The sequence below is a fragment of the Niallia endozanthoxylica genome, from assembly GCF_008710145.1.
GTDB classification, from domain to species: Bacteria; Bacillota; Bacilli; order Bacillales; family Cytobacillaceae; genus Bacillus_BD; species Bacillus_BD endozanthoxylica.
The window spans coordinates 128,657-149,181 of the sequence record NZ_VYKL01000015.1; the positions used below are offsets into that span (position 1 = coordinate 128,657).

General features: G+C 36.3%; 20 protein-coding genes and 2 other annotated features. Of the genes, 3 read left to right on the forward strand and 17 right to left on the reverse strand.

What is annotated here, in order from left to right:
* Position 1: 1 nt before the first annotated feature.
* From trpB to trpE, 6 genes are read right to left on the reverse strand one after another with little or no spacing between them, the layout of a single operon-like run.
* The gene (trpB, locus tag F4V44_RS07730; RefSeq protein ID WP_150439425.1) at positions 2-1,201 is read right to left on the reverse strand and encodes a tryptophan synthase subunit beta; all 1,200 of its coding nucleotides are present in this window, start codon (positions 1,199-1,201) and stop codon (positions 2-4) included.
* Positions 1,198-1,821: a phosphoribosylanthranilate isomerase gene (locus F4V44_RS07735; protein ID WP_150439426.1), complete on the reverse strand. Its 624-nt coding sequence runs from the start codon at positions 1,819-1,821 to the stop codon at positions 1,198-1,200. Before F4V44_RS07735 ends, trpB begins: the two co-directional genes overlap by 4 nt.
* Positions 1,818-2,612 (reverse strand): indole-3-glycerol phosphate synthase TrpC, encoded by a 795-nt coding sequence (trpC, locus tag F4V44_RS07740; RefSeq protein WP_150439427.1) that lies wholly within the window; start codon positions 2,610-2,612, stop codon positions 1,818-1,820. Before trpC ends, F4V44_RS07735 begins: the two co-directional genes overlap by 4 nt.
* Positions 2,613-3,635 carry an anthranilate phosphoribosyltransferase gene (gene trpD, locus F4V44_RS07745; protein WP_150439428.1) on the reverse strand — a complete coding sequence of 341 codons (1,023 nt, stop codon included), beginning with the start codon at positions 3,633-3,635 and terminating at the stop codon, positions 2,613-2,615.
* Positions 3,632-4,219 carry an anthranilate synthase component II gene (locus F4V44_RS07750; protein WP_150439429.1) on the reverse strand — a complete coding sequence of 196 codons (588 nt, stop codon included), beginning with the start codon at positions 4,217-4,219 and terminating at the stop codon, positions 3,632-3,634. Before F4V44_RS07750 ends, trpD begins: the two co-directional genes overlap by 4 nt.
* On the reverse strand, positions 4,216-5,625 hold the full coding sequence (gene trpE, locus F4V44_RS07755; RefSeq protein ID WP_150439430.1) for an anthranilate synthase component I: 1,410 nt from the start codon (positions 5,623-5,625) through the stop codon (positions 4,216-4,218). The genes F4V44_RS07750 and trpE overlap by 4 nt, the downstream gene beginning before the upstream one ends.
* A gap of 75 nt (positions 5,626-5,700) precedes the next feature.
* Positions 5,701-5,939 (reverse strand) — a binding site (T-box leader).
* Between the two features lie 35 nt (positions 5,940-5,974).
* Positions 5,975-6,388, reverse strand: a binding site (T-box leader).
* A 331-nt stretch (positions 6,389-6,719) separates the two neighbouring features.
* Here trpE and F4V44_RS07760 point away from each other — a divergent pair.
* Positions 6,720-7,991: an MFS transporter gene (locus F4V44_RS07760; protein ID WP_150439431.1), complete on the forward strand. Its 1,272-nt coding sequence runs from the start codon at positions 6,720-6,722 to the stop codon at positions 7,989-7,991.
* Between the two features lie 25 nt (positions 7,992-8,016).
* Here F4V44_RS07760 and F4V44_RS07765 read toward each other — a convergent pair whose 3' ends face one another.
* The 6 genes from F4V44_RS07765 to F4V44_RS07790 form a co-directional block, all read right to left on the reverse strand.
* The gene (locus F4V44_RS07765) at positions 8,017-8,787 is read right to left on the reverse strand and encodes an alpha/beta fold hydrolase (RefSeq protein ID WP_150439432.1); all 771 of its coding nucleotides are present in this window, start codon (positions 8,785-8,787) and stop codon (positions 8,017-8,019) included.
* A gap of 630 nt (positions 8,788-9,417) precedes the next feature.
* A complete protein-coding gene (locus F4V44_RS07770) occupies positions 9,418-10,116 on the reverse strand; it encodes an ABC transporter ATP-binding protein (RefSeq protein WP_150439433.1) in 699 nt (232 codons plus the stop codon).
* Positions 10,109-10,879: an ABC transporter ATP-binding protein gene (locus F4V44_RS07775; protein ID WP_150440090.1), complete on the reverse strand. Its 771-nt coding sequence runs from the start codon at positions 10,877-10,879 to the stop codon at positions 10,109-10,111. Before F4V44_RS07775 ends, F4V44_RS07770 begins: the two co-directional genes overlap by 8 nt.
* A 14-nt stretch (positions 10,880-10,893) precedes the next feature.
* Positions 10,894-11,880: a branched-chain amino acid ABC transporter permease gene (locus F4V44_RS07780; protein ID WP_150439434.1), complete on the reverse strand. Its 987-nt coding sequence runs from the start codon at positions 11,878-11,880 to the stop codon at positions 10,894-10,896.
* Entirely contained in the window at positions 11,881-12,744 is an 864-nt protein-coding gene (locus F4V44_RS07785) for a branched-chain amino acid ABC transporter permease (protein WP_150439435.1), read from the reverse strand.
* 91 nt (positions 12,745-12,835) lie between these two features.
* Entirely contained in the window at positions 12,836-14,044 is a 1,209-nt protein-coding gene (locus tag F4V44_RS07790) for an ABC transporter substrate-binding protein (RefSeq protein WP_150439436.1), read from the reverse strand.
* Positions 14,045-14,622: 578 nt separating this feature from the next.
* On the opposite strand from F4V44_RS07790, the gene F4V44_RS07795 reads away from it, so the two are divergent.
* On the forward strand, positions 14,623-15,879 hold the full coding sequence (locus F4V44_RS07795) for a DUF445 domain-containing protein (RefSeq protein ID WP_150439437.1): 1,257 nt from the start codon (positions 14,623-14,625) through the stop codon (positions 15,877-15,879).
* 109 nt (positions 15,880-15,988) lie between these two features.
* On the opposite strand, the gene hprK is transcribed toward F4V44_RS07795, so the two are convergent.
* From hprK to F4V44_RS07820, 5 genes are all read right to left on the reverse strand, one after another.
* Positions 15,989-16,912 (reverse strand): HPr(Ser) kinase/phosphatase, encoded by a 924-nt coding sequence (gene hprK, locus F4V44_RS07800; protein WP_150439438.1) that lies wholly within the window; start codon positions 16,910-16,912, stop codon positions 15,989-15,991.
* A gap of 96 nt (positions 16,913-17,008) precedes the next feature.
* Entirely contained in the window at positions 17,009-17,737 is a 729-nt protein-coding gene (locus F4V44_RS07805; RefSeq protein ID WP_223881836.1) for a protein-glutamine gamma-glutamyltransferase, read from the reverse strand.
* Positions 17,738-17,848: 111 nt separating this feature from the next.
* Positions 17,849-18,646, reverse strand: coding sequence for a hypothetical protein (locus F4V44_RS07810; RefSeq protein WP_150439439.1), 798 nt, complete (start codon positions 18,644-18,646; stop codon positions 17,849-17,851).
* A 149-nt stretch (positions 18,647-18,795) separates the two neighbouring features.
* Positions 18,796-19,056: a metal-sensitive transcriptional regulator gene (locus F4V44_RS07815; protein WP_150439440.1), complete on the reverse strand. Its 261-nt coding sequence runs from the start codon at positions 19,054-19,056 to the stop codon at positions 18,796-18,798.
* Between the two features lie 204 nt (positions 19,057-19,260).
* On the reverse strand, positions 19,261-19,575 hold the full coding sequence (locus F4V44_RS07820; RefSeq protein ID WP_150439441.1) for a thioredoxin family protein: 315 nt from the start codon (positions 19,573-19,575) through the stop codon (positions 19,261-19,263).
* Between the two features lie 240 nt (positions 19,576-19,815).
* Between F4V44_RS07820 and F4V44_RS07825 the strand changes: the two genes are divergently transcribed.
* Positions 19,816-20,514 (forward strand): Crp/Fnr family transcriptional regulator, encoded by a 699-nt coding sequence (locus F4V44_RS07825; protein WP_150439442.1) that lies wholly within the window; start codon positions 19,816-19,818, stop codon positions 20,512-20,514.
* The last annotated feature ends 11 nt before the right edge of the window (positions 20,515-20,525 follow it).

Consider the following 20,525-nt stretch of genomic DNA (forward strand, 5'->3'; position numbering starts at 1 on the left):
CTTAGTTTTCCCCTTCCAAATAGGCTTTAACGGCTTCAACGTCTTTATCTCCTCGGCCGGACAAGCAAACAACAATTCCTTCATCCTGTTTCATTGTTGGTGCGAGCTTAAGTGCATACGCAACAGCATGTGCGCTTTCTAATGCAGGAATAATCCCCTCAACCTGTGATAGTGTTTGTAAAGCTTCTAAAGCTTCAGCATCTGTAATCGAATCATATTGGACACGGCCTAAGTCCTTTAAGTAACTATGCTCTGGTCCAACCCCAGGATAATCAAGACCAGCAGAAATCGAATGCGCTTCCTGAATTTGCCCATCTTCATTTTGCAGCAAATACATGGATGCCCCGTGTAATACACCAGGTTTTCCTTTTGTCAGAGATGCCGCATGGAAATCAGTATCAATTCCCTGACCGGCAGCTTCGACTCCATATAATTTCACATCATTATCTTCAATAAATGGATAAAACATGCCCATAGAATTACTTCCGCCTCCAATACAAGCAATCAATGCATCTGGAAGTTTTCCTTCTTTTTGTGTGTATTGCAGCTTCGTTTCTTTTCCTATGACACTCTGGAAATCGCGGACAATCATTGGGAAAGGGTGCGGCCCCATAACAGAACCGAGAATATAGTGCGTATCATTGACATTGGCTACCCAGTATCGAAGCGCTTCGTTCGTAGCGTCCTTTAATGTCCTGCTGCCCGATGCCACACTGACCACTTTTGCACCTAATAGTTCCATCCGGAATACGTTCAGTTGCTGGCGCTTAATATCTTCCTCCCCCATAAAAATCATACATTCTAGATTTAAGAGAGCACAAACCGTTGCTGTTGCTACTCCATGTTGTCCTGCTCCTGTTTCGGCAATAATTTTTCTTTTTCCCATCCGGACGGCAAGGAGAGCCTGCCCTATTGTGTTATTAATCTTATGGGCACCAGTATGATTTAAATCTTCCCGCTTTAAATAAATCTTTGCTCCGCCTGCTTGTTTTGTTAGGTTCTTAGCATAATAAAGCGGTGTTTCACGTCCTACATACTCCTTTAACAAATCGTTAAGCTGTTTATGAAAATCTTTATCTTGATTCGCTTTCTTGTATTCTTCTTCTAATTCCAGAATCGCTGTCATTAGCGTTTCTGGAATATAGCGGCCTCCAAATGGTCCAAAATGACCTGTTTTATCCGGCATAGTATATCTGCTCATATGATTTCCTCCATTGATTGCTTGTTTTTTACAAAGTCTAAAAAACGTTTTATTTTATTGAGATCCTTTTGTCCATTACTTTCGACTCCACTTGACACATCTAACATATAAGCATTGGTTTCCAATGCCTCAGATACATTTTCTAAATCTAAACCTCCAGCCAATATCACTTTTTTATCTTTAAAGTCAAAGGTTTTCAGTATATTCCAATCAAACGCAATCCCGTTTCCTCCATAATATTTTCCCTTTGGTCCGTCTAAGAGAATGAATTCGCATGGATAAGTATGAATATTTTCCAAGTCTCGGGCAGACTCTATACTAAAGGCTTTTATCATCGGATACGGAATGGATTGACAAAATTCAGGAGATTCATGACCATGAAGCTGCACGATGTCGATACCTGTTTCAGATACGATTTTCTCAATCTCTTCCTTACTTGAATTGACAAATACACCTATTTTTTTGACCTCTTTTGGTAAAGTGGAAATAATCTGTTTTGCTCGTTCTACTGTTACTCGACGTTTACTTTCTGCAAATACAAATCCAATGGCATCCGCGCCATTTCTAGCGGCAAATAATGCTGCTTCCGCGTTTTGCAGGCCACATATTTTTACATTCATATTTGAGCACCCTTTTGAATCGGCAACTTCATTTCTTGTAATGTTTGAGCAAGATTTTCTGCTCTCATAAAAGTCTCACCGACTAATATTCCATTTGCCCCTGCTTTGACAGCCCGCTTTACATCCTCAATTGTTTGAATACCGCTTTCACTAATTAAATAGGCTCCTGCCTTCTTTACAATAGGACCCAGCTTTTCTGTAACAGCTAAATCTACTTCAAAGGTCTTTAAATTCCGATTATTCACGCCAATTATTTTCGCACCCACTCTGAGTGCAATTTCTAATTCTTCTTCATTATGCACTTCCACTAAAACGTCAAGATTTTTCGCTTTTGCATATTGATAAAGCTCAACTAATTTTTCTTCCTTCATCGCAGCTACAATAAGCAAAACAATATTTGCTCCCGATGCCTTTGCGATATCGATTTGAATCGAATCTACAACAAAATCCTTACAAAGAATGGGTGCATCAATGGCCTTTCGCACTGCCTCCAAATCTGAAAAACTTCCTTTAAAGAAACATTTATCGGTCAATACAGAAACAGCATTCGCACCATATTGAACATAGGAACTTGCTTGTTTGGCAGGATCTAAATCTGAATTAATAACCCCTTTTGATGGACTGGCCCGTTTAAATTCAGCAATGATGGCTAATTCCTCTGCCTTTTCAAGAATCGATAGAAAAGAATGCTGTGGATGATTGTTATTTCCCAATATATTTATCCTATTTCTTTGTAAATACTCTACTTCCACTTTTTTCTCTGTTAATATTGCATCTAAAATAGTTGCCACTTATATCACCTCTGACTTTACTTTGCTAGCTTCAATCAAACGATTTAGTTTTTCAAGCGCAGCTCCTGAATCGATTAATTCCTCTGCCATTTCCACACCATTTTGAATATTTACTGCTTTTCCTCCTATATAAATACCAATCCCTGCATTTAATAGCACAGTATCGCGATAGGCTCCTTTTTTCCCCTCTAAGACATTTCGCAATATTTCGGCATTTTCACGCGCATACCCGCCAACAATTGCTTCATTCGGATAAATCGGTAACCCTACTTCTTCGGGATGAAGCGTCTTTTCTGTGATTATACCATTTTCTAAAATGACTAAATAGTTATCACCTTGAAGTGATGCTTCATCCATTGATCCCGCACCATTTAAGACAACTGCCCGTTTTCGACCAAGAGCGTGAAGAACTTCAGCAAACATTTTTGCTAAATCCCGACGATACACACCTAAAAATTGTGTGTCTAATTCAACAGGGTTCATTAATGGTCCTAAAAGATTAAATACAGTTGGAATTCCTAAATCCTTACGAACCTTTTGGATTCGTTTAATTTTCGGATGTACATTTGGAGCAAATAAGAAGGCAATACCCACTTCTTCAATGATTTCCTCAATTCTTTCAGAAGGAAGGTTCAATTCAATTCCAAGCTCTTCAAGAACATCTGCACTGCCTGTTTTGCTTGATACACTGCGATTCCCATGCTTTGCAACCGGTATGCCGGCCGCTGCAATCACAAATGCTGAAGTCGAACTAACATTAAAGCTTTTTACCCCATCACCGCCCGTGCCGCAATTATCCAAGCAATCGGCAAACTTCTTCTTGAATTTTAATGAATTTGCACGAATACCGTTCACAAGTCCAGCTATTTCTTCTACCGTTTCCCCCTTCGTTTTTAATCCAATTAGAAAGGCTGAAATTTCACTGTCTGTAATATCATCTGAAAATAACCGTTCCGTCGCCAACTGAATCTCCTTATTAGTTAATGCTTCTCCTGCTGTTAAACGAACTAATATTTCTTTCATATTGCAACTTCCTTTCTTATTTCAGATAAAAAATTAGCTAACATTCGCTTTCCATCACCGGTTCCAATGGATTCAGGATGAAACTGTATCCCATATAGAGGAAATTTCTTATGTTTAATCGCCATAATCTCTTTATCATCACTTGAAAAAGCCGTTTCCTCAAACTCAGGTGTTAAGGTGCCTTTTTGAATCACTAATGAGTGATAACGCATCACTTCAATATCCTGAGGAAGACCTTGAAATAAATTCTTTTCTGAATGCCTTATTTGTGAAACTTTACCATGCATAATTTTTTCAGCCTTAGTAATGACAGCACCAAAACTATATCCGATTGCCTGATGGCCAAGACATATGCCAAGAATGGGAATTTTTTCATAATAAGACCGAATGGCCTCAACACAAATCCCTGACTGCTCAGGTCTGCCCGGTCCTGGAGAAATTACAATCGCTTCCGGTTGGAGTTTTTCAATATCAGCAATTGTCAGTTCATCATTTCTTTTCACAACGAGTTTTTCACCAAGTTCGCCAAGATATTGATAAAGGTTATACGTAAAGGAGTCATAATTATCAATTAATAAAATCATTTTCTGTCTCCTCCCAAAAACATTTGTAATTTATGAAGTGTTTCTTCATACTCCTTTTCAGGTATGGAATCATACACAATCCCCGCTCCAGCCTGAATATAGGCTTCCTTCCCTTTAATCACCATCGTTCTAATCGCTAGAGCAAAATCGAGATTTCCATTCGCTGAAACATATCCAATCGCACCCGAATAAATACCTCTTTTACTGTTTTCCATTTCATTAATGATTTCCATGGCCCTTATTTTTGGAGCACCTGACACGGTTCCAGCCGGTAAACATGATATTAATGCATCAATGGGAGAGAATGTGTCCACCAATTTCCCTTCTACTTCTGAAACAAGATGAATTACATGTTTGTATTTTTCAATTCCAAGAAACTTAGTCACTTCGACAGAGCCAAATTCACAAACACGTCCTAGGTCATTACGGCCCAGATCCACGAGCATTTTATGCTCAGCAAGCTCTTTTTCATCTGCTAACAAACCCTCTGCTAAGCGCAAATCTTCTTCATCATTTGCTCCTCTCGGTCTTGTGCCTGCAATTGGATTCGTGATGACCTGCCTTCCTTTTACCTTAATCAAGCTTTCAGGCGATACTCCAGCAATGGAATAATCTTGAAAATCAAAATAGTACATATACGGTGAAGGATTTTTGACTCTTAATTTTCGGTATAATGAAAATGGTTCTCCTTCTATTTCCGCTTTTAAGCGCTGCGACAAGACAACTTGAAAAATATCGCCTTCTTCAATGTACTTTTTTGCTTTGATCACATGATTGATAAATTGTTCTTTTGGAATAGAGGCTTGAAAAGCTGAAAGGGTTACCTCCTTCACACCTTCTTCAGACACTCCTTTTCTTATTTGTTCCTTTGTCATCTCAATTTTGTCAGATAACTCTTCACGCGATGATCCGTTATGCTGCTGTGATGCCACGATATAAACCTTTTGCTCAAGATGATCAAACACGACTAGGACTTCAAAAAATAAGAAGTGGACATCAGGAAGCATTAATTCATCATTAGGAACTTCACCAATCCTCTCATATTGACGAATGGCATCGTATCCAGCATAACCTACTGCACCTCCAATAAATGGAAATAACGGTTCTGGTTTAGGAGATTTTTCAGGCAATAATTCTTTTAACACTTCTAAAGGTTTTTTATTAATGTATTTATTTTCATTATTAATAATAATCTGACTGCTATTGCCATTACCAATTAACTCCATGAATGGTTCTGCTCCGATAAAAGAAAAACGACCTGAGTTTTCATGTTTTAAAGAACTTTCAAGTAAAAATTTCTTATCGCCCCTTAATTTTTGATAAATGGATATGGGTGTTAATGTGTCCCCTTCTATCTCCTCGATAATCAACGTTCCTGAACTCAACTCTTCTCTACTCAACTTCATAACAACATTCCCTCCATTTATTTTTGAAATAAATATATGAAATAAAAAAGTCCTCTATCCACATGTAAAATGTGAATAGAGGACGATAGATTGACCGCGGTGCCACCTCTGTTAAAACCCATTCAGGCTTTCTCTTTTCGAGTACAAAATTACCATACTCTATCCTTTTAACGGTGGAGTTCCGTGTATCCCTACTAAAGTTTCAGGCTACCTCTCGTAAGTCCATTCCAGCGATGCATCCGTACCGGTTCACACCATTCCCGGCTCTCTGTAACGAAGAACAATCGTGTACTACTCTTACTCAGCGATTTACATATTTTTTTATAAAAACAAAAAGGGCTTCCCGTCAAAAAAGGACGAGAAACCCGTGGTGCCACCTTCATTAGCTGAATAAATCAGCTCACTTAACAAGCATCAAAACAAAATGTTTTAATACTTGTCTCTTGTAACGATGAGACATTCGCCAAAGCCTACTACTATCAAATTCACCTCGTCGAATTTTCGTCCGGATTTTTATCGCGCTTCTAAACGCCACATCCTGTGGCTTCGTCCGACTAGGACGTCCTGTCCGTCGTCGAACTCGTTCGATAAATTACCCTTAAAAAATCCGTGACATCCGCCGGAGGCTTAACTTCAGAATGAAGTTAAAAGGTTCGGTTTGGGGCTCAGAAGTCCATTCGCTTTTCTTCCCACACTGATTTTCACCAACCATCAGCTCTCTAAAGTGTTTGGAAAAGTTACTCCTCTTCGTCAAGGCCGTATCATTTATTTGATAATTATAATAATACTTTATTAATCCTTCGTCAACCATAAATGATAAAAAATAATTAAAATATTATAATTTTTCCCAATAACTTTTATTTTTTTGCTATGTTAACGAATCATGTTGATTAGTCAGATTTTTGACCCATCCATGGGAAATGGCCATTTTTCTCGCCTTTTAGTTGTGCTGAAAGGTAGCTGTATGGTTAGGAAGCGACAGTGTTAATAAACAAAGCTATTTATTAAAAGCATGGTTCATTTTTTTTCCATGCTACTTTCAAGAAAAATGGCAATCATATAAAGGTGACTATTTATTAAAGGCGGTTTTTGACATGGATCATGTTGAAGAATTATTATCGATGGATCTAAAACAATCCATAAAAAAGAAAGATCGTGGTGCCCATAAACATAAATGGGCGGTACTCTCTATGTCATCAATCCCTCTAATCATGACATTAGGGAATTCAATGTTTATTCCGGTGTTGCCAACGATGGAGAAAAAATTAGCCATTTCTTCATTTCAATCGAGCATGATAATTACCGTCTATTCAATTGTTGCCATCATATTAATTCCATTAGCCGGCTACCTGTCAGATCACATTGGGAGAAAAAAGGTTATTATTCCTAGCCTGTTCATTGCAGGAATCGGGGGATTCATTTCCGGGTGGGCGGCTTGGAAAATGGCTGATGCCTATTGGCTGATATTGGTAGGCAGAGCTATGCAGGGTGTAGGTGCAGCGGGAGCTTCACCTATTGTTATGCCTTTGGTCGGGGATATGTTCAAAAATGAAAAAGATGTGAGTAGTACATTAGGAATCATTGAAACATCTAATACATTTGGTAAAGTCCTAAGTCCAATCCTTGGGGCACTCCTAGCTGGTATTAGTTGGTATTTACCTTTTTTCTCTATTCCTGTTTTTTGTGTATTTTCTACTTTACTTATGATATTTTTTGTAAAAGCACCAAAATCACAGGAGAAGCCAATACCATTCAAACAATTCTTTAGAAATATTAAAAAGACTTTTACACATAATGGGAAATGGTTGAATGCAATCTTTCTAATTGGAGCCATTCTCATGTTTGTTTTATTTGGAGTCCTATTCTACCTATCAGAAATGCTCGAAACAAGTTACGATATAACTGGTGTGAAAAAAGGATTGGTATTAGCAATTCCTTTAGGAGCTTTATGCCTAACCTCCTTCATTACCGGTAAAATAATTAAAGAAAATAAAGTATTGATGAAATGGATTATATTCTCTGGAAGTATACTGTTAGGAATCTCTGTGATTGTCTTAAGCTTTTCTCATATGCTTTGGTTTTTAATTAGTTTATTTTTATTTTGCGGTATTGGAATTGGGTCTGTTTTACCATGTCTTGATGCGCTTATTACGGTTGGTATTGAAAAAGAGCATCGTGGAACGATTACGGCTATTTACAATTCGATGCGCTTTATTGGAGTTGCTGCCGGACCTCCAGTACTTGCCATTCTAATGGACAAAACCGGACATTTATTATTCTATATTCTATGCGGCTGCAGTTTATTAGCAGCGTGTGCAACGTTTATGGCAATAAAACCGGATAAAGAAGAACCAGCACACTCATAAACCTTATTTAAAATCGCATTGATAATCAATGCGATTTTTCTATATTTTCTATAATAAAACCTGTAATCGTTTGGTTAACTAACTGGCTTTTTTTAGTTGGCAATTGATGAGATACATTAGGAAAGATAACTGCTTGTTGATTTGTCAGCTTTTCATACGTCTGCAAATGTTGATTTGTAAAGTCCCTCGAACCGTACATAAGCAAGAGGGGCACAGAGATTTCAGAGAGTCTTTCCGTACAATTAAAATATAATGACTGCTCATAAAATTCCATCCACATCTTTCGATTAGCTTTCTTCATATGTCGATTGATGTCATCACGATAGGATGATTGATCTGTATGAGCTGAGGATATTACATAGCGAAGAAAAGAGGGAAATTTTTTTGCGAAATACATTCCTGCTAGATGCTCATATTTAAAACCCAGTGATTGTACTTCAGAATACCCACTGATCAGGATCAGACCCAATGACATTTCAGGAAACCTTAGAACGAATTCCTGGGCTACACAGCCCCCAGCTGAATAGCCGCAAATCACTGCTTTTTTTATATTTAAATACTCTAGTAACGCCTTTACCTCCTTCGCGTATCCATCAATTGTTACCTTATGCTCAGGGCCTATTGAGTCTCCTGTCCCGCTTAAGTCGGGGATAATAACCGTAAAATGACGGTTCAGATCTTCCTGACAGCGAAAGACCACTCTTCCCATAGCAGGAGGGTGGATAAATATGATGGGTATCCCTTCTCCACTGATATCATAAACAATTCTTGTTTTCTCATATAGGAATTCAGCCATGATTAATAAATAACTCCTTTTTTGGTTACTTGACATAGATACAGCTAACACCATTTTGTAAAGAATCTATCATAATTAGGCGAAAGGACTCCCATCCTCAAGGAATGTTCAGGGCTTAGCCCAATGGGTAGGTGGGAGTGGGAGGTGAATCGCCTTTTTACGCAGCAAAACACTTGTTTGTATGGTAAAATATTCTTAAACAAATGTTCCTTGAAAACTGAACATAGTAGGTTGTAGCAAGAATCGTTGCTTTGCCACGTAAAATGTTCAAGCCAACCGTCAGCCGAGGTACACAATCGTGTGAAACCCAATAAGCTGAAAAAAGCAGTCCCAACGGCTAGACCAATGGGATAGAGGGGTTGGGCGTTACCAGCACGCCGATGTGGCACCTCCACTAGCGTTACTCGTTCAGCAATGTTCGATACGTTAGAAACCCCCACTTCAAATTTCCGTTAGAAAATTAAGTGGTGGGAGTATTCATTGTTATCATTCCTAATGTCATTTCATTGCATTCTCCACTTAATCATGGTTTTATTAACAAAAAGACCGCCGAGCTATTAGCCCAAGCGATCTTTGGAAATTTAGATTATTTATCGTTTTTTGTACTAATAGTCGTTTTGTTTTTACTGATTAACTGCTTAATGCTAAATATTGATATGCAATATTCATATTCTCCTGCAGCTCTTCTGGCTGGCCGTGATAGACAACCTGACCCTTGCTTAAAATGTACACATCATCTGCGATACTTAGAGCGGTACTGATATTTTGTTCTACAAACAACATCGACATTCCAGAATTCTTCAATTTCAAGAGAATCTCCATTACCTCGCCTACCATAAGCGGCGATAACCCTTCAGTCGGTTCATCTAAGAGAAGTATTTTCGGATTACGCATTAAAGCTCTCCCAATCGAAAGCATGGATTGCTCACCACCGCTTAAATTTCCTGCATGTGACTTTTCCCTTTCTTTCAACCGAGGAAAAAGTTCAAAGATTCTTTCGAGTGTCCATTCCCCTCCTTTATGATTAGCAAAGACACTCAAATTTTCCGTCACTGTTAAATTAGGAAATATCCGTCTACCCTGAGGGACAATGCCAATCCCCTTTCTGGCAATTTGATGGCTTTCGAGCCCAGCAATATTCTCTCCCTCTAATAATATTTCACCCTGTTTTTTTCTGACAAATCCGATAATGGAATGGATTGTCGTTGTTTTTCCCATACCATTTCTGCCCAAAAGAGTAACAACCTTCCCCTTCTGTACCTCTAAGTTAATCCCGTGCAGGACATGACTCTCGCCGTAGTAACTATGAACACTCTTTAATTCAAGCATGAACCATACCCTCTTTTCCCATGTAGATTTCTTTCACTTCAGGATCGTTTCTCACTTCTTCTGGTTTTCCGTCACATATTAATCTGCCGGTATGAAGTACCACAACCCTGTCCATATTGCCGAACAAAACGTCTATGTCGTGCTCAATCATAATAATAGAAACATCCTTTGGCAATTTATTAATTAGTCCTATAATTTGATCCGTTTCTAATTGTGACATCCCTGCTGTCGGTTCATCTAAAAGAAGTAATTTAGGCTCTCCGGCCACCGCTAGAATAATTTCAATTTGCCTTTGTACACCGTAAGATAAATCTTTTACAAGACTCTTAGAGTGCTCACTTAATCCCCATTCAGCCAGAAATTGATCTGCTGTATTAAATAGCTCGGAATAGTTTTTCTTATTTGCTCGTTTCCACCATTGTTTATGCTCTTTTCTCATCCTCTGCAAGACAAGGATAAGGTTTTCTTTAACAGTCAATCCAGCCATTAAGTTATTTTTTTGAAATGTTCGGACAATCCCTGACTGTGTCCGCTTAAAATTTGGTATTTTATTAATATTTTCACCAAAGTAAGAAATAGTACCGCTCGATGGTTCAAGATCACCAGCTATCATATTAAATAATGTTGTTTTCCCGGCCCCATTTGGGCCAATTAACCCAACTTTTTCACCTACGGCAATATCTAATGTTATATCTTCAATAACCTTTAATCCGCCAAATTGTTTGGCGATACCATTTAAAGAAAGTATCGTGTTTTTTTGCATGCTATTCACCAATCCTATCCATCCATATTCGTTTGTTTTGCAGGCTGTAAGATTGCGTTTGTTTCTTTTTTCGTAAACAGAGCCTTAATATTTTCTAAAATGCCGACAATCCCTTTAGGTGCAAAAATCGTAAACAAAATGAAAATAAGGCCGATAATCATCATCCAATTTTCTGTATAAGAACTGATAATGGTCTCCATCAATACGATAAAAGCAGCTCCAATGACAGGTCCCCATAAAGTTCCTGCACCACCTATTAATACCATAATTAATACCGATCCTGACATGGTCCAATATACATCTGTCGGTGAAATAAAACCGTTAAAGATTACATATAAGCTCCCTGCCAATCCGCCTAAAGTTCCAGCGATAAGAAAGCTGAGATTTTTATAAAATACTGTATTGTAGCCATTTGATTTCATTCTTTGTTCATTTTCTCTAATACCAATAAATACATAACCTAACGGAGAATGGAGAAGTCTATTAATAATCACTAATAGAATTCCGAAAACAACTAAAATAAAATAATAGATAAACACAGGATTTGATAATGCAAAGCTTCCAAACAGCACTGGTGTAGATATACCAGATAAACCATTCGATCCTCCTGTAACATCTGTCCATTGATAAATAATAGAATAGAGTATCTGTGAGCAGGCAAGAGTCAGCATCAAAAAGTAAAATCCATGTGCCTTAATGGATAAAAATCCAATTAATAATGCCAATACTGCCGCAACAAGCATACCGACAAAGATTGTTAAAAATACATTTGCATTCACATTAGCCGCAACGATTCCAGTTGCATATGCACCCGCACCAAAAAAAGCGGCATGACCTAATGAAACAAGACCTGTCTGCCCTACTAATAGATTTAAACTTACAGCAAAAACAGCGAGAATAAAAATTTCCGTTAGAATATTAACGTAATAGAGTGATAATACAAATGGAGCAAATACCATAAGTAAGAACAATCCCCATCCATAAAGCTGTTTTATTCTCATCTAAGCTTTCCTCCCAACTAATCCTTGAGGGCGAACAACTAGTACAATAGCCATCAAAGCAAATGTAATAATTAAACTTAATTCTGGTACTAGATATCTTGAGAAGGTTTCAACAAATCCAACCAATAGACTTGCAAAAAACGTTCCTGTAACTGAACCAAGACCCCCGACAACAAGAACAACCAACGATAGAATTAAAATAGAGAATTCCATACCTGGATAGGTACCCAATATAGGTGCACCAAGTACACCGCCAAGTCCTGCTAACAGACTTCCAAATACAAATACTGCTGTAAAAACAAGATGAATATTGATTCCTAGCGCTCCTGCCATTTCTTTATCAGATAGACCCGCGCGAACAACGGCTCCCCATTTTGTTTTTTCTTGTATATACCAAAGTAACAACACAATTGCTCCACCAATAACGATTAATGCCAGTCGGTATGATGGAATAGCATATCCTAGGAAATCGACAGAACTGCTGAATATTTCAGGAGGGTTTACAGATAATACGTTTTTCCCCCATATAATAGTAAATATGTCGTGAAAAACATAAGCTAATCCAAAGGTTAATAGAACTTGTGAGAGATGTCCTAATTTATATGTAGGACGGAGGATGACAATTTCAGTAAGATATCCAATGATAGCAATTACCAAAGGCACTACGATTAATGCAACCCAAAATGGCAGCCCTGCTTTCATGATTATAGAATAGGCTACATACGAACCAAGAAGATACAAAGATCCGTGAGCAAGATTTAACACACCAAGGATACCAAATACAATGGAAATCCCACATGTTATGATAAAAAGAAGAAATCCATAGCTTAACGAATTCATCAATTGCAGTAATAAAGTACCCATCAGTACCTCCTTAGAAAATTTCAGTATTTAAAATAGAAAGAGGCTAAAAAGCTGCCTCTTTTCTATTTTAATTATTTTCCCGGCAATCCTATTATTTTCCCGGATCTGCCACTTCTTCGATTGTATCAATTACCTTATTCTCAGTTGCTCCATCTACAACCTCTGTCTCCATGATGTAGATATTTTGAATAATGTTATGGGTTTCTTGATCAAACTTAATCGGTCCTCTTGGGCTATCAAGTTCAACTGCAGCAATAGCATCAACAACCTTCTTAGAATCAGATACATCGCCATTCAAGCTTTCAATAGCTTTTGCAATGACAGCCGCTGCATCATAACCTTCAAGTGATTCAATACTTGGTCTCTGATTATACTTTTTCTCATATGCAGAAACAAATGCTTTATTTTCTTCCGTTTCTAAATGGTAATCCCAGAACAATGTTGATTTGATGCCCTCAGCTGCTAATTTTTGCTGTGGACGTACATCTTCAGCGTTCAACCAGCCTGATCCAACTAGAGGTATTTTTCCTTTTAATCCATATTCTTCATATTGTTGAACAAAACGTACTGCGTCACTACCTGCATAGAATGCATAAATGCCATCAATATCATCGCGATTCATTTTTGCTAGATATGATGCATAGTCATTATTTCCAAGTGGAGGATAAACTTCATCAACAATCGTTCCGCCTGCTTTTGTATAAGATTCTTTAAATGCTTCTGCCACTTCATGTCCAAATGCATAGTCAGCAGCTGTTAAGTAAATTTTATCGCCGACATTTTTATAAGCCCATTCACCCATAGAATAACCAATTTGCCATGAGCTGAAAGAAGATCTCCAGATATAATCACTGCGCTTTGAACGAACTAGATCATTACCACCTGCATGTGAAACTAGGAATGGAAGCTTTTTATTATCAACTTCATCGCGGATAGCATAGGCAACCGCTGTGCTGACCGGTCCTGTTAGAATATCGATATTATCCTGATCCATAAGCTTTCTTAGCTTTCTTAGAGAAACCTGCGGGTCTGCCTCAGTATCTTCATGAATAATTTCTATTTTCTTTCCAGAAACTTCCCAATTATTTTCTTCAAAATAAAGATTCATACCGTTTAATAGATTTTCACCTAATGATGCATAAACACCGGTTGAAGGTAATAATGCTCCGATTTTAATCGTGTCAGATCCTTCACCCTTACCTTTATCCTCATTTGATGAGGTTGTGCTGATTGCCCCACCGCTACATGCAGACAACAGCAGCATGAAAGCAATTAATAGTAGAAATACACTCTTTTTCATTTTTTTAATGCCCCCCAATAAGTTTGATAACGATTTCAAAAACAGTCATTATCCCCTTTCCTTTTTCTAAAATATTTACAAGCTGATTATATGTTAAAAATCTGTCGATTTGCAATTAAATTTTTTGAAAAAACAAAAAATTATAAATTTTACAATTATTATTTTAGAATAGGTATAAAATACTACTAAAAAACGCATATTTTATACCATACATGCTCATTTTCTACATTTATGTATATATAGACCTAAATTGTTACCATTTTTTTATCAATTCACTATAATTAACGCATAATTAGACCAATGTTAATTCCCCTTCAGAATAATGCATTTTATATAAATACATGAATTGCTATACCAAAATAAATAATAGATATACTACCAAAGAAATAATTTTGAATTAATACCAAAAACTATAAAAATCATTTTTAATTCAATGCAAAAAAAGACGCTAAAACCATTTTAGTGTCTTTTTTTTGATATACCATTTAATAGATGAATGAAGTATTTTAATTTACTATTTGATATTTATTCCAGTTTGGGTATAGTAAATGTATATCAATGAATAAAGAGGAAATTACATGAGTACAAAAAAGAAAGAATCAAAACAAATTGCTTTATACTCACTCATAATTATGGGTGTTGGTTTCATTGCAACCATTCCATTTCAAGGAACATTTTGGGTTGATTTATTACAAGGTGGTTTTGAAGCGGGTCTTGTGGGAGGATTAGCCGATTGGTTTGCCGTAACAGCACTTTTTCGGCACCCTTTGGGATTGCCCATCCCACATACAGCACTTTTGCCAAATAATCGTGACCGAATAACAAATGCCCTAGTCAACACAATAAAACGGGATTGGCTTTCAAAGGAAAGCATTCAAGAAAAAGTACAAAATATTCCCTTTACAGATAAACTCATCCCGCTATTATCCAGACAGCTGCAGACCGAATTGACCCAAAAGGCAATAATCAAACTAATAAAGCGTGCAATTGAATCGATTGATATTGTAAGTATTGTGCCCATCGTTAAAAAGCAACTGGTTTTAACTCTTTCAGATATTGAAGTCAATAAAATTCTTAAATATCTGAGTTCACAATTATTGAATGAACATGTTGATAAGAAGGCTTTGGATTATGTTTTAGAAAAAGCTGAGATATGGCTGAGCCATCCGCAAACAAAATATAAACTAGGAAACATATCAATGAATGTACTGAATAACATTGAAGTAGATGGTTTTCTGCAGTTTGCTGTAAAATCTCTGCAAAATATTCTTAATGAAGAAAAACTAGGAAGTATCATCAAAAATCTACTCTTAAGTGGAATTAACAGTTTGAAGCATGAGGAAGATCCAAATCGAAAAGCATTAGTTCAATACATTCAAAATGAGTTAATTGGGATAAGCGAGAACCAAAAGCTTGTCGACATGATTGAAAACTGGCGTAAGGATGCATTAGAAAACTGGGAGCCTGATCAAAAAATAACAGAAATCCTGACTACTATACAGAAAAAGATATTGGACTTTATAGATGATAAAGCTTTTATCGATACATATCTATTTCCAATAATTAATCAATCTTTGGATTACTTAAAAGAAAAGCGTTCATATATTGATCAATGGGTCCAGAATCAAATAACCTTGTTTGTTGAAAAGAATCATTCACAAATTGGAGACCTTGTCCAAGAAAATTTAGATAAACTATCAAACAAAGAACTGATTGATATGGTGGAAAATAACCTAGGCAAGGATTTACAATGGATTCGAGTCAACGGGGCTGTTTGCGGATTTATTATTGGGCTGTTCCTTACTGGAATTCATGCACTATTAAGACTCATCTAACAAGGTAATGAAACGAAACAGGCATCCCGACAAAATAATAAGAAGAGATAAAAAATGAACAGTAAGGGGCTGCGGAAAAGTCGTATATCATTGACTTTTCCACAGCCCTTTATTGACCACTTTCCTGCATTTTTTCTATGCGTTCAGAAAATTCGTTTATGGCTGTATAGCCTTGCTGCTGTAAACGCCAGTTTTTTGCTGCAACTTCAATCAATGCGGCAATATCTCGACCTGGACGTACAGGAATTTCAATATGAGGGATTGGGACATCCAGATATTCAATGCTTTCATTTTTGAGAACGATAGCATCATAATACTTCTTTTCATCCCATGCTGACAATACAATATCTAGCCTAATGGTTGTCTCATCCTGAAAGGCGCCAGATCCATACAATCTAGGCACATTAATCATACCAATTCCCCGTAATGATAAAAAGTCACGGTTCGTCTGATTATGTGTTCCAATTAATGTTTCAGGATCTATTCTTTTAACAATCACTAAATCATCTGAAATAAGGCGGTGTCCCTTTTCTATCAATGAGAGTGCCGTTTCGCTTTTCCCAATCCCGCTTTCCCCCCTAATTAATAAACCAACCCCAAAGACATTCATACATACGGCATGAATTCCAATACTTTTAGCTAATTCCTTTTCTAGATAATTATTCAAGGTACTGATTACTCTTGTCGTTTTTTCTTTTGCGCGTAAAAGTGCTACTCCTTCTTCGTTACAATGCTTAATTAAATAGTTAAGACCTTCCTGATTATGAGTAATAATGATACACGGTGGATGTTTCTTAATCACATTTCCGATTCTTTCATCGCGTTGTTCCTTCGTCAATGAATGTAAATAAGTAATTTCTTGTCTGCCTAATAATTGAATTCGTTCGTTCGGAAAAAAACGAAAATAACCCGTTAATTCTAATCCAGGACGATGAATATCATCATTTTCAATGATTCGCTCAAGACCTTGTTTCCCTGCTACAATTTCTAATTTAAGCTTTTCTGCCAATTGTTGAATGGTTATGGTACTCATAGAAAGCTCCTACTATCTTTTTCTTTACTTTATGGTATTTTTCATTTCTTATTCAACTTTTATCTGACGAATCATGCGGATACTTCCTTATTTACTTTAAAATGGGGTTGAAAATTGAGCTAAATATCTGATATTTAAGCGACTGTGCTGAGACATTAAATAGGCTGATTTGACCGCGTTCTTTTTTCTAAGAGTGTTCAATGCTGCTATCATTTCTTCTGATGTTTTCACCCCTATTCCATGACCAAAATATAGGTCTCTTCCTAAATAAACTGCATTTTCACCCATCCAAATCGGGTGATCATAATCCGGGTTATAAAAATAAACAACATCCCCCGGGATAAAGTTGTTTCCACTTTCTGTATATATCCCAAGATCCCGATCATAACTCCAATCCCAAACGAGGAGTTTTTGAAATAGATGGTTAAAGCTTCTATTTGAGATTGAATCTAATACAGCTTTATAGAAAATTAAAACAACCGCTGTTTCACATTCAAAGCCATATTCACTGCTGTTATTATAAATATCACTAATTGCATTGGATGGCAGTACATTAGGTTTTAAACTATAACCAAAAGGGGTTTTTGTCCAAAATGTAGGATTAAATTTAGAGGTTACAAAAGGTGAAAAGTCAGGCCGTTTGTCATTTAGTAATTTTGCAGCCTTTATGATGTTTTCCTTTAAAAGGATGTCAAATAAGAACTGATGAGTAGTTTCATAATAATGAGGTGATAGACTATCTGCTAAAGCTAAATAAATTTCTCGTTGTACTCCATGAAAGCGGCTCATATGCGGTAATTGCCCATAATAAATAAAAATACTCAAACTAATCCCCCTAGCTCTAGCAACCATTAATGTACATTATGAATGTTCTTAGAAAGAGGTTCCATTGAGCAATGGAAGAGAGGAATTCGTTCATTTGTTTTGTCAGCATCTTTAATTCTTAAATTTTGTTATGACATATAATTCATTATGGAACTTATCTAAAAGCTCATTAAAAGAGGAGTGTATTAAGAGCGGAAACAATGTTTCAATTGCTTCATAATAAGGCTGTCCTAAAGCCATTCTTAAAAAAACAAACCGATGGAATAATATCGCTTTTTCAAAATCAATACCTAAATCATATAAGCCTGTATGAAGCTCATCCTGGGGGATTTGTTTAATTTTTCTTAAAATCTTCTCATTCTTTTCGATAAATTTAACCTTTACATAATGAGTTACATAATCTGTATAAATCATTTGTCCAATATGATTTGAATCTTTTTTTGAATAATTAAAACCAATCACACGATTTTCCTTATCTTCACTAAGAATATAGGTTTTGTTGCCCTGCAAATGAGTAATAAAATTCTTCACTCTCTTATCAAAGATTTTGTTAAATTCTATAATTTGATGCAGCTTGATAGCAAAATCGGCATGTTCTTCACCGACCACAAACAACCTGTCCACAATGGGTAAAAGGTTTAATACCCCTTCAGAAAGCTGACTTGATGCATCATAAATGATAATATTGTATTCTTTTTTCATCCTTTTGATTTTTTGTTTTTGTTCTGTAAGTGTTAATTCAGAAAACTTATGAATCAGTTCTTCTGAGATTTCTTCTTTTTCTAACGACCCATATGAAATAAAAGCGGCGTTTAAATTCGTATTTTCCTTTAGCCATTGATAGATGGACAAAGATAATTCAGTGACTCCTGATTTTGCTTTTGGAGAATAGAAACCAATCATATACATTTTATTCACCTGCCTTTTATTTCTATATTATGCAAATAGTAATTAAGCGATAAGGACAACCTCCTATGGCTAAAATTAATTTTCCCTTATAAAATACTAGAACCCCCATACACAAGAAAGATGGCTTTTCTTGTGTATGGGGGTTCTTTTTAACGGCTCTTTATTAATAATTCAACTGCTTCTTTGACCAAGTGGTCTGTACCTTCACCCTTTTCAATATTAACTCGGACACAATGCTCCAAATTAGCACTAACGATGACACCCATTGTACGGTCAATTGCATTACGTGCAGCAGATAATTGGGTAATAATTTCTCTACAGTCCTTTCCTTGCTCCATCATTCCAAGCACGCCTTTAATCTGTCCTTCAATTCGTCTTAAACGATTTTTAACACTTTTATCGTATTCCATTATTCATCCACCTTTCTATTACATGGACAATCGAGTCTTTCACACATACATATTTTCGCTAATTTTACGTAATTATTAATTATAATATACCTGAAGGGGTATCATGTCAAATGTTCAAATATAGTCAAAAAAAGGATACCGTCTAAAGTATCCTTTTTTCATCATAAAGCTGTTCGTTTTCTTAATCCTCATAAGAAGAGTTATTTATAAGCTAGTTAAGAATTCTCTTACCTGGTCAGGTGTTTTCGCATTTGCACTATGTAAATGGGCAAGTTTATCACCATTTTTGAAGACTAATAATGATGGGATTCCCATTACCTGTTGTTCTTCTGAGATTTCAGGAAACTCATCACGGTCAATAGTAAACCACTTTTTATCCATATTTTCCTCAATGATTTCATTAATAAACATGCCTAAACGTTTACAATCCGGACACCAAGTAGTCGTAAAAATTCCAATCGTCAATTCATTTTGATTAATCTGATCCTTATATTCCTGTTCCGTCATAATTTTCTTCATCCGTCATATCCTCCAGTATTCGTATATCTTAATAAACTTTATTGATAACCTTTCCTCGAAGCCACTAATAAAAAGGATATCCTTCTAAAAAAGTTTAACATAAGCGAGAACAAAAGAAAAAAATGATGACTTTTAAAAATATAAAACCATCTTCGTTTCCATCATTTTTAAAGAATGAGTCAATTTTATCATATGATATAATATAACTACTGTTTTAGTTTTGGAAAGCGGGGATAATACATGCCTACTACAATAAAACCAACCCATTCCATTGAAATAAAGGAACTGTTAAATATTGCTGAACAGACAATAAAAATAAAGAAAGACCAGTTCTTGTTTCAGGAAGGCCAAGCCGCTGAAGAACTCTACTTAATCCTATCTGGGAAAGTGCAGATTAGTAAAATTACTTCTGACGGCAGAGAACTGGTACTAAGAATTTGCGGATTAAACGATATATGTGGAGAATTAACTTTATTTACTGATTCACCAAAATATCTTCTTAGTGCAACCGTTCTTGAAGAGGGAGAAGCTGCTGTCATAAAAAAAGATGTGCTTGAGAAGCAAATTTTCCAAAATAGTGCTCTAGCCTATGAATTTATGAAATGGATGAGTGATCATTTCAGAAAAACACAAACAAAATTCCGCGATCTTGTATTGAATGGAAAAAGAGGCGCCTTATTTTCGACACTCATTCGAATGACCAATAGTTATGGTATCCAAAAAGATGATGGAATTCTGATTGATCTCCCGTTAACTAATCAAAAGTTAGGAGATTTCTGCGGTACTTCTAGAGAAAGCACCAACCGAATCTTAAATGACTTAAAACGAGAAGGCATCATATCTTTCACAAGAGGAAAAATTACGGTTCATAACCTGCAGTATTTAAAAAACGAAATTGATTGCGAAAATTGTCCGGCAGTCTATTGTAATATCGAGTAAGTAAAAACCAT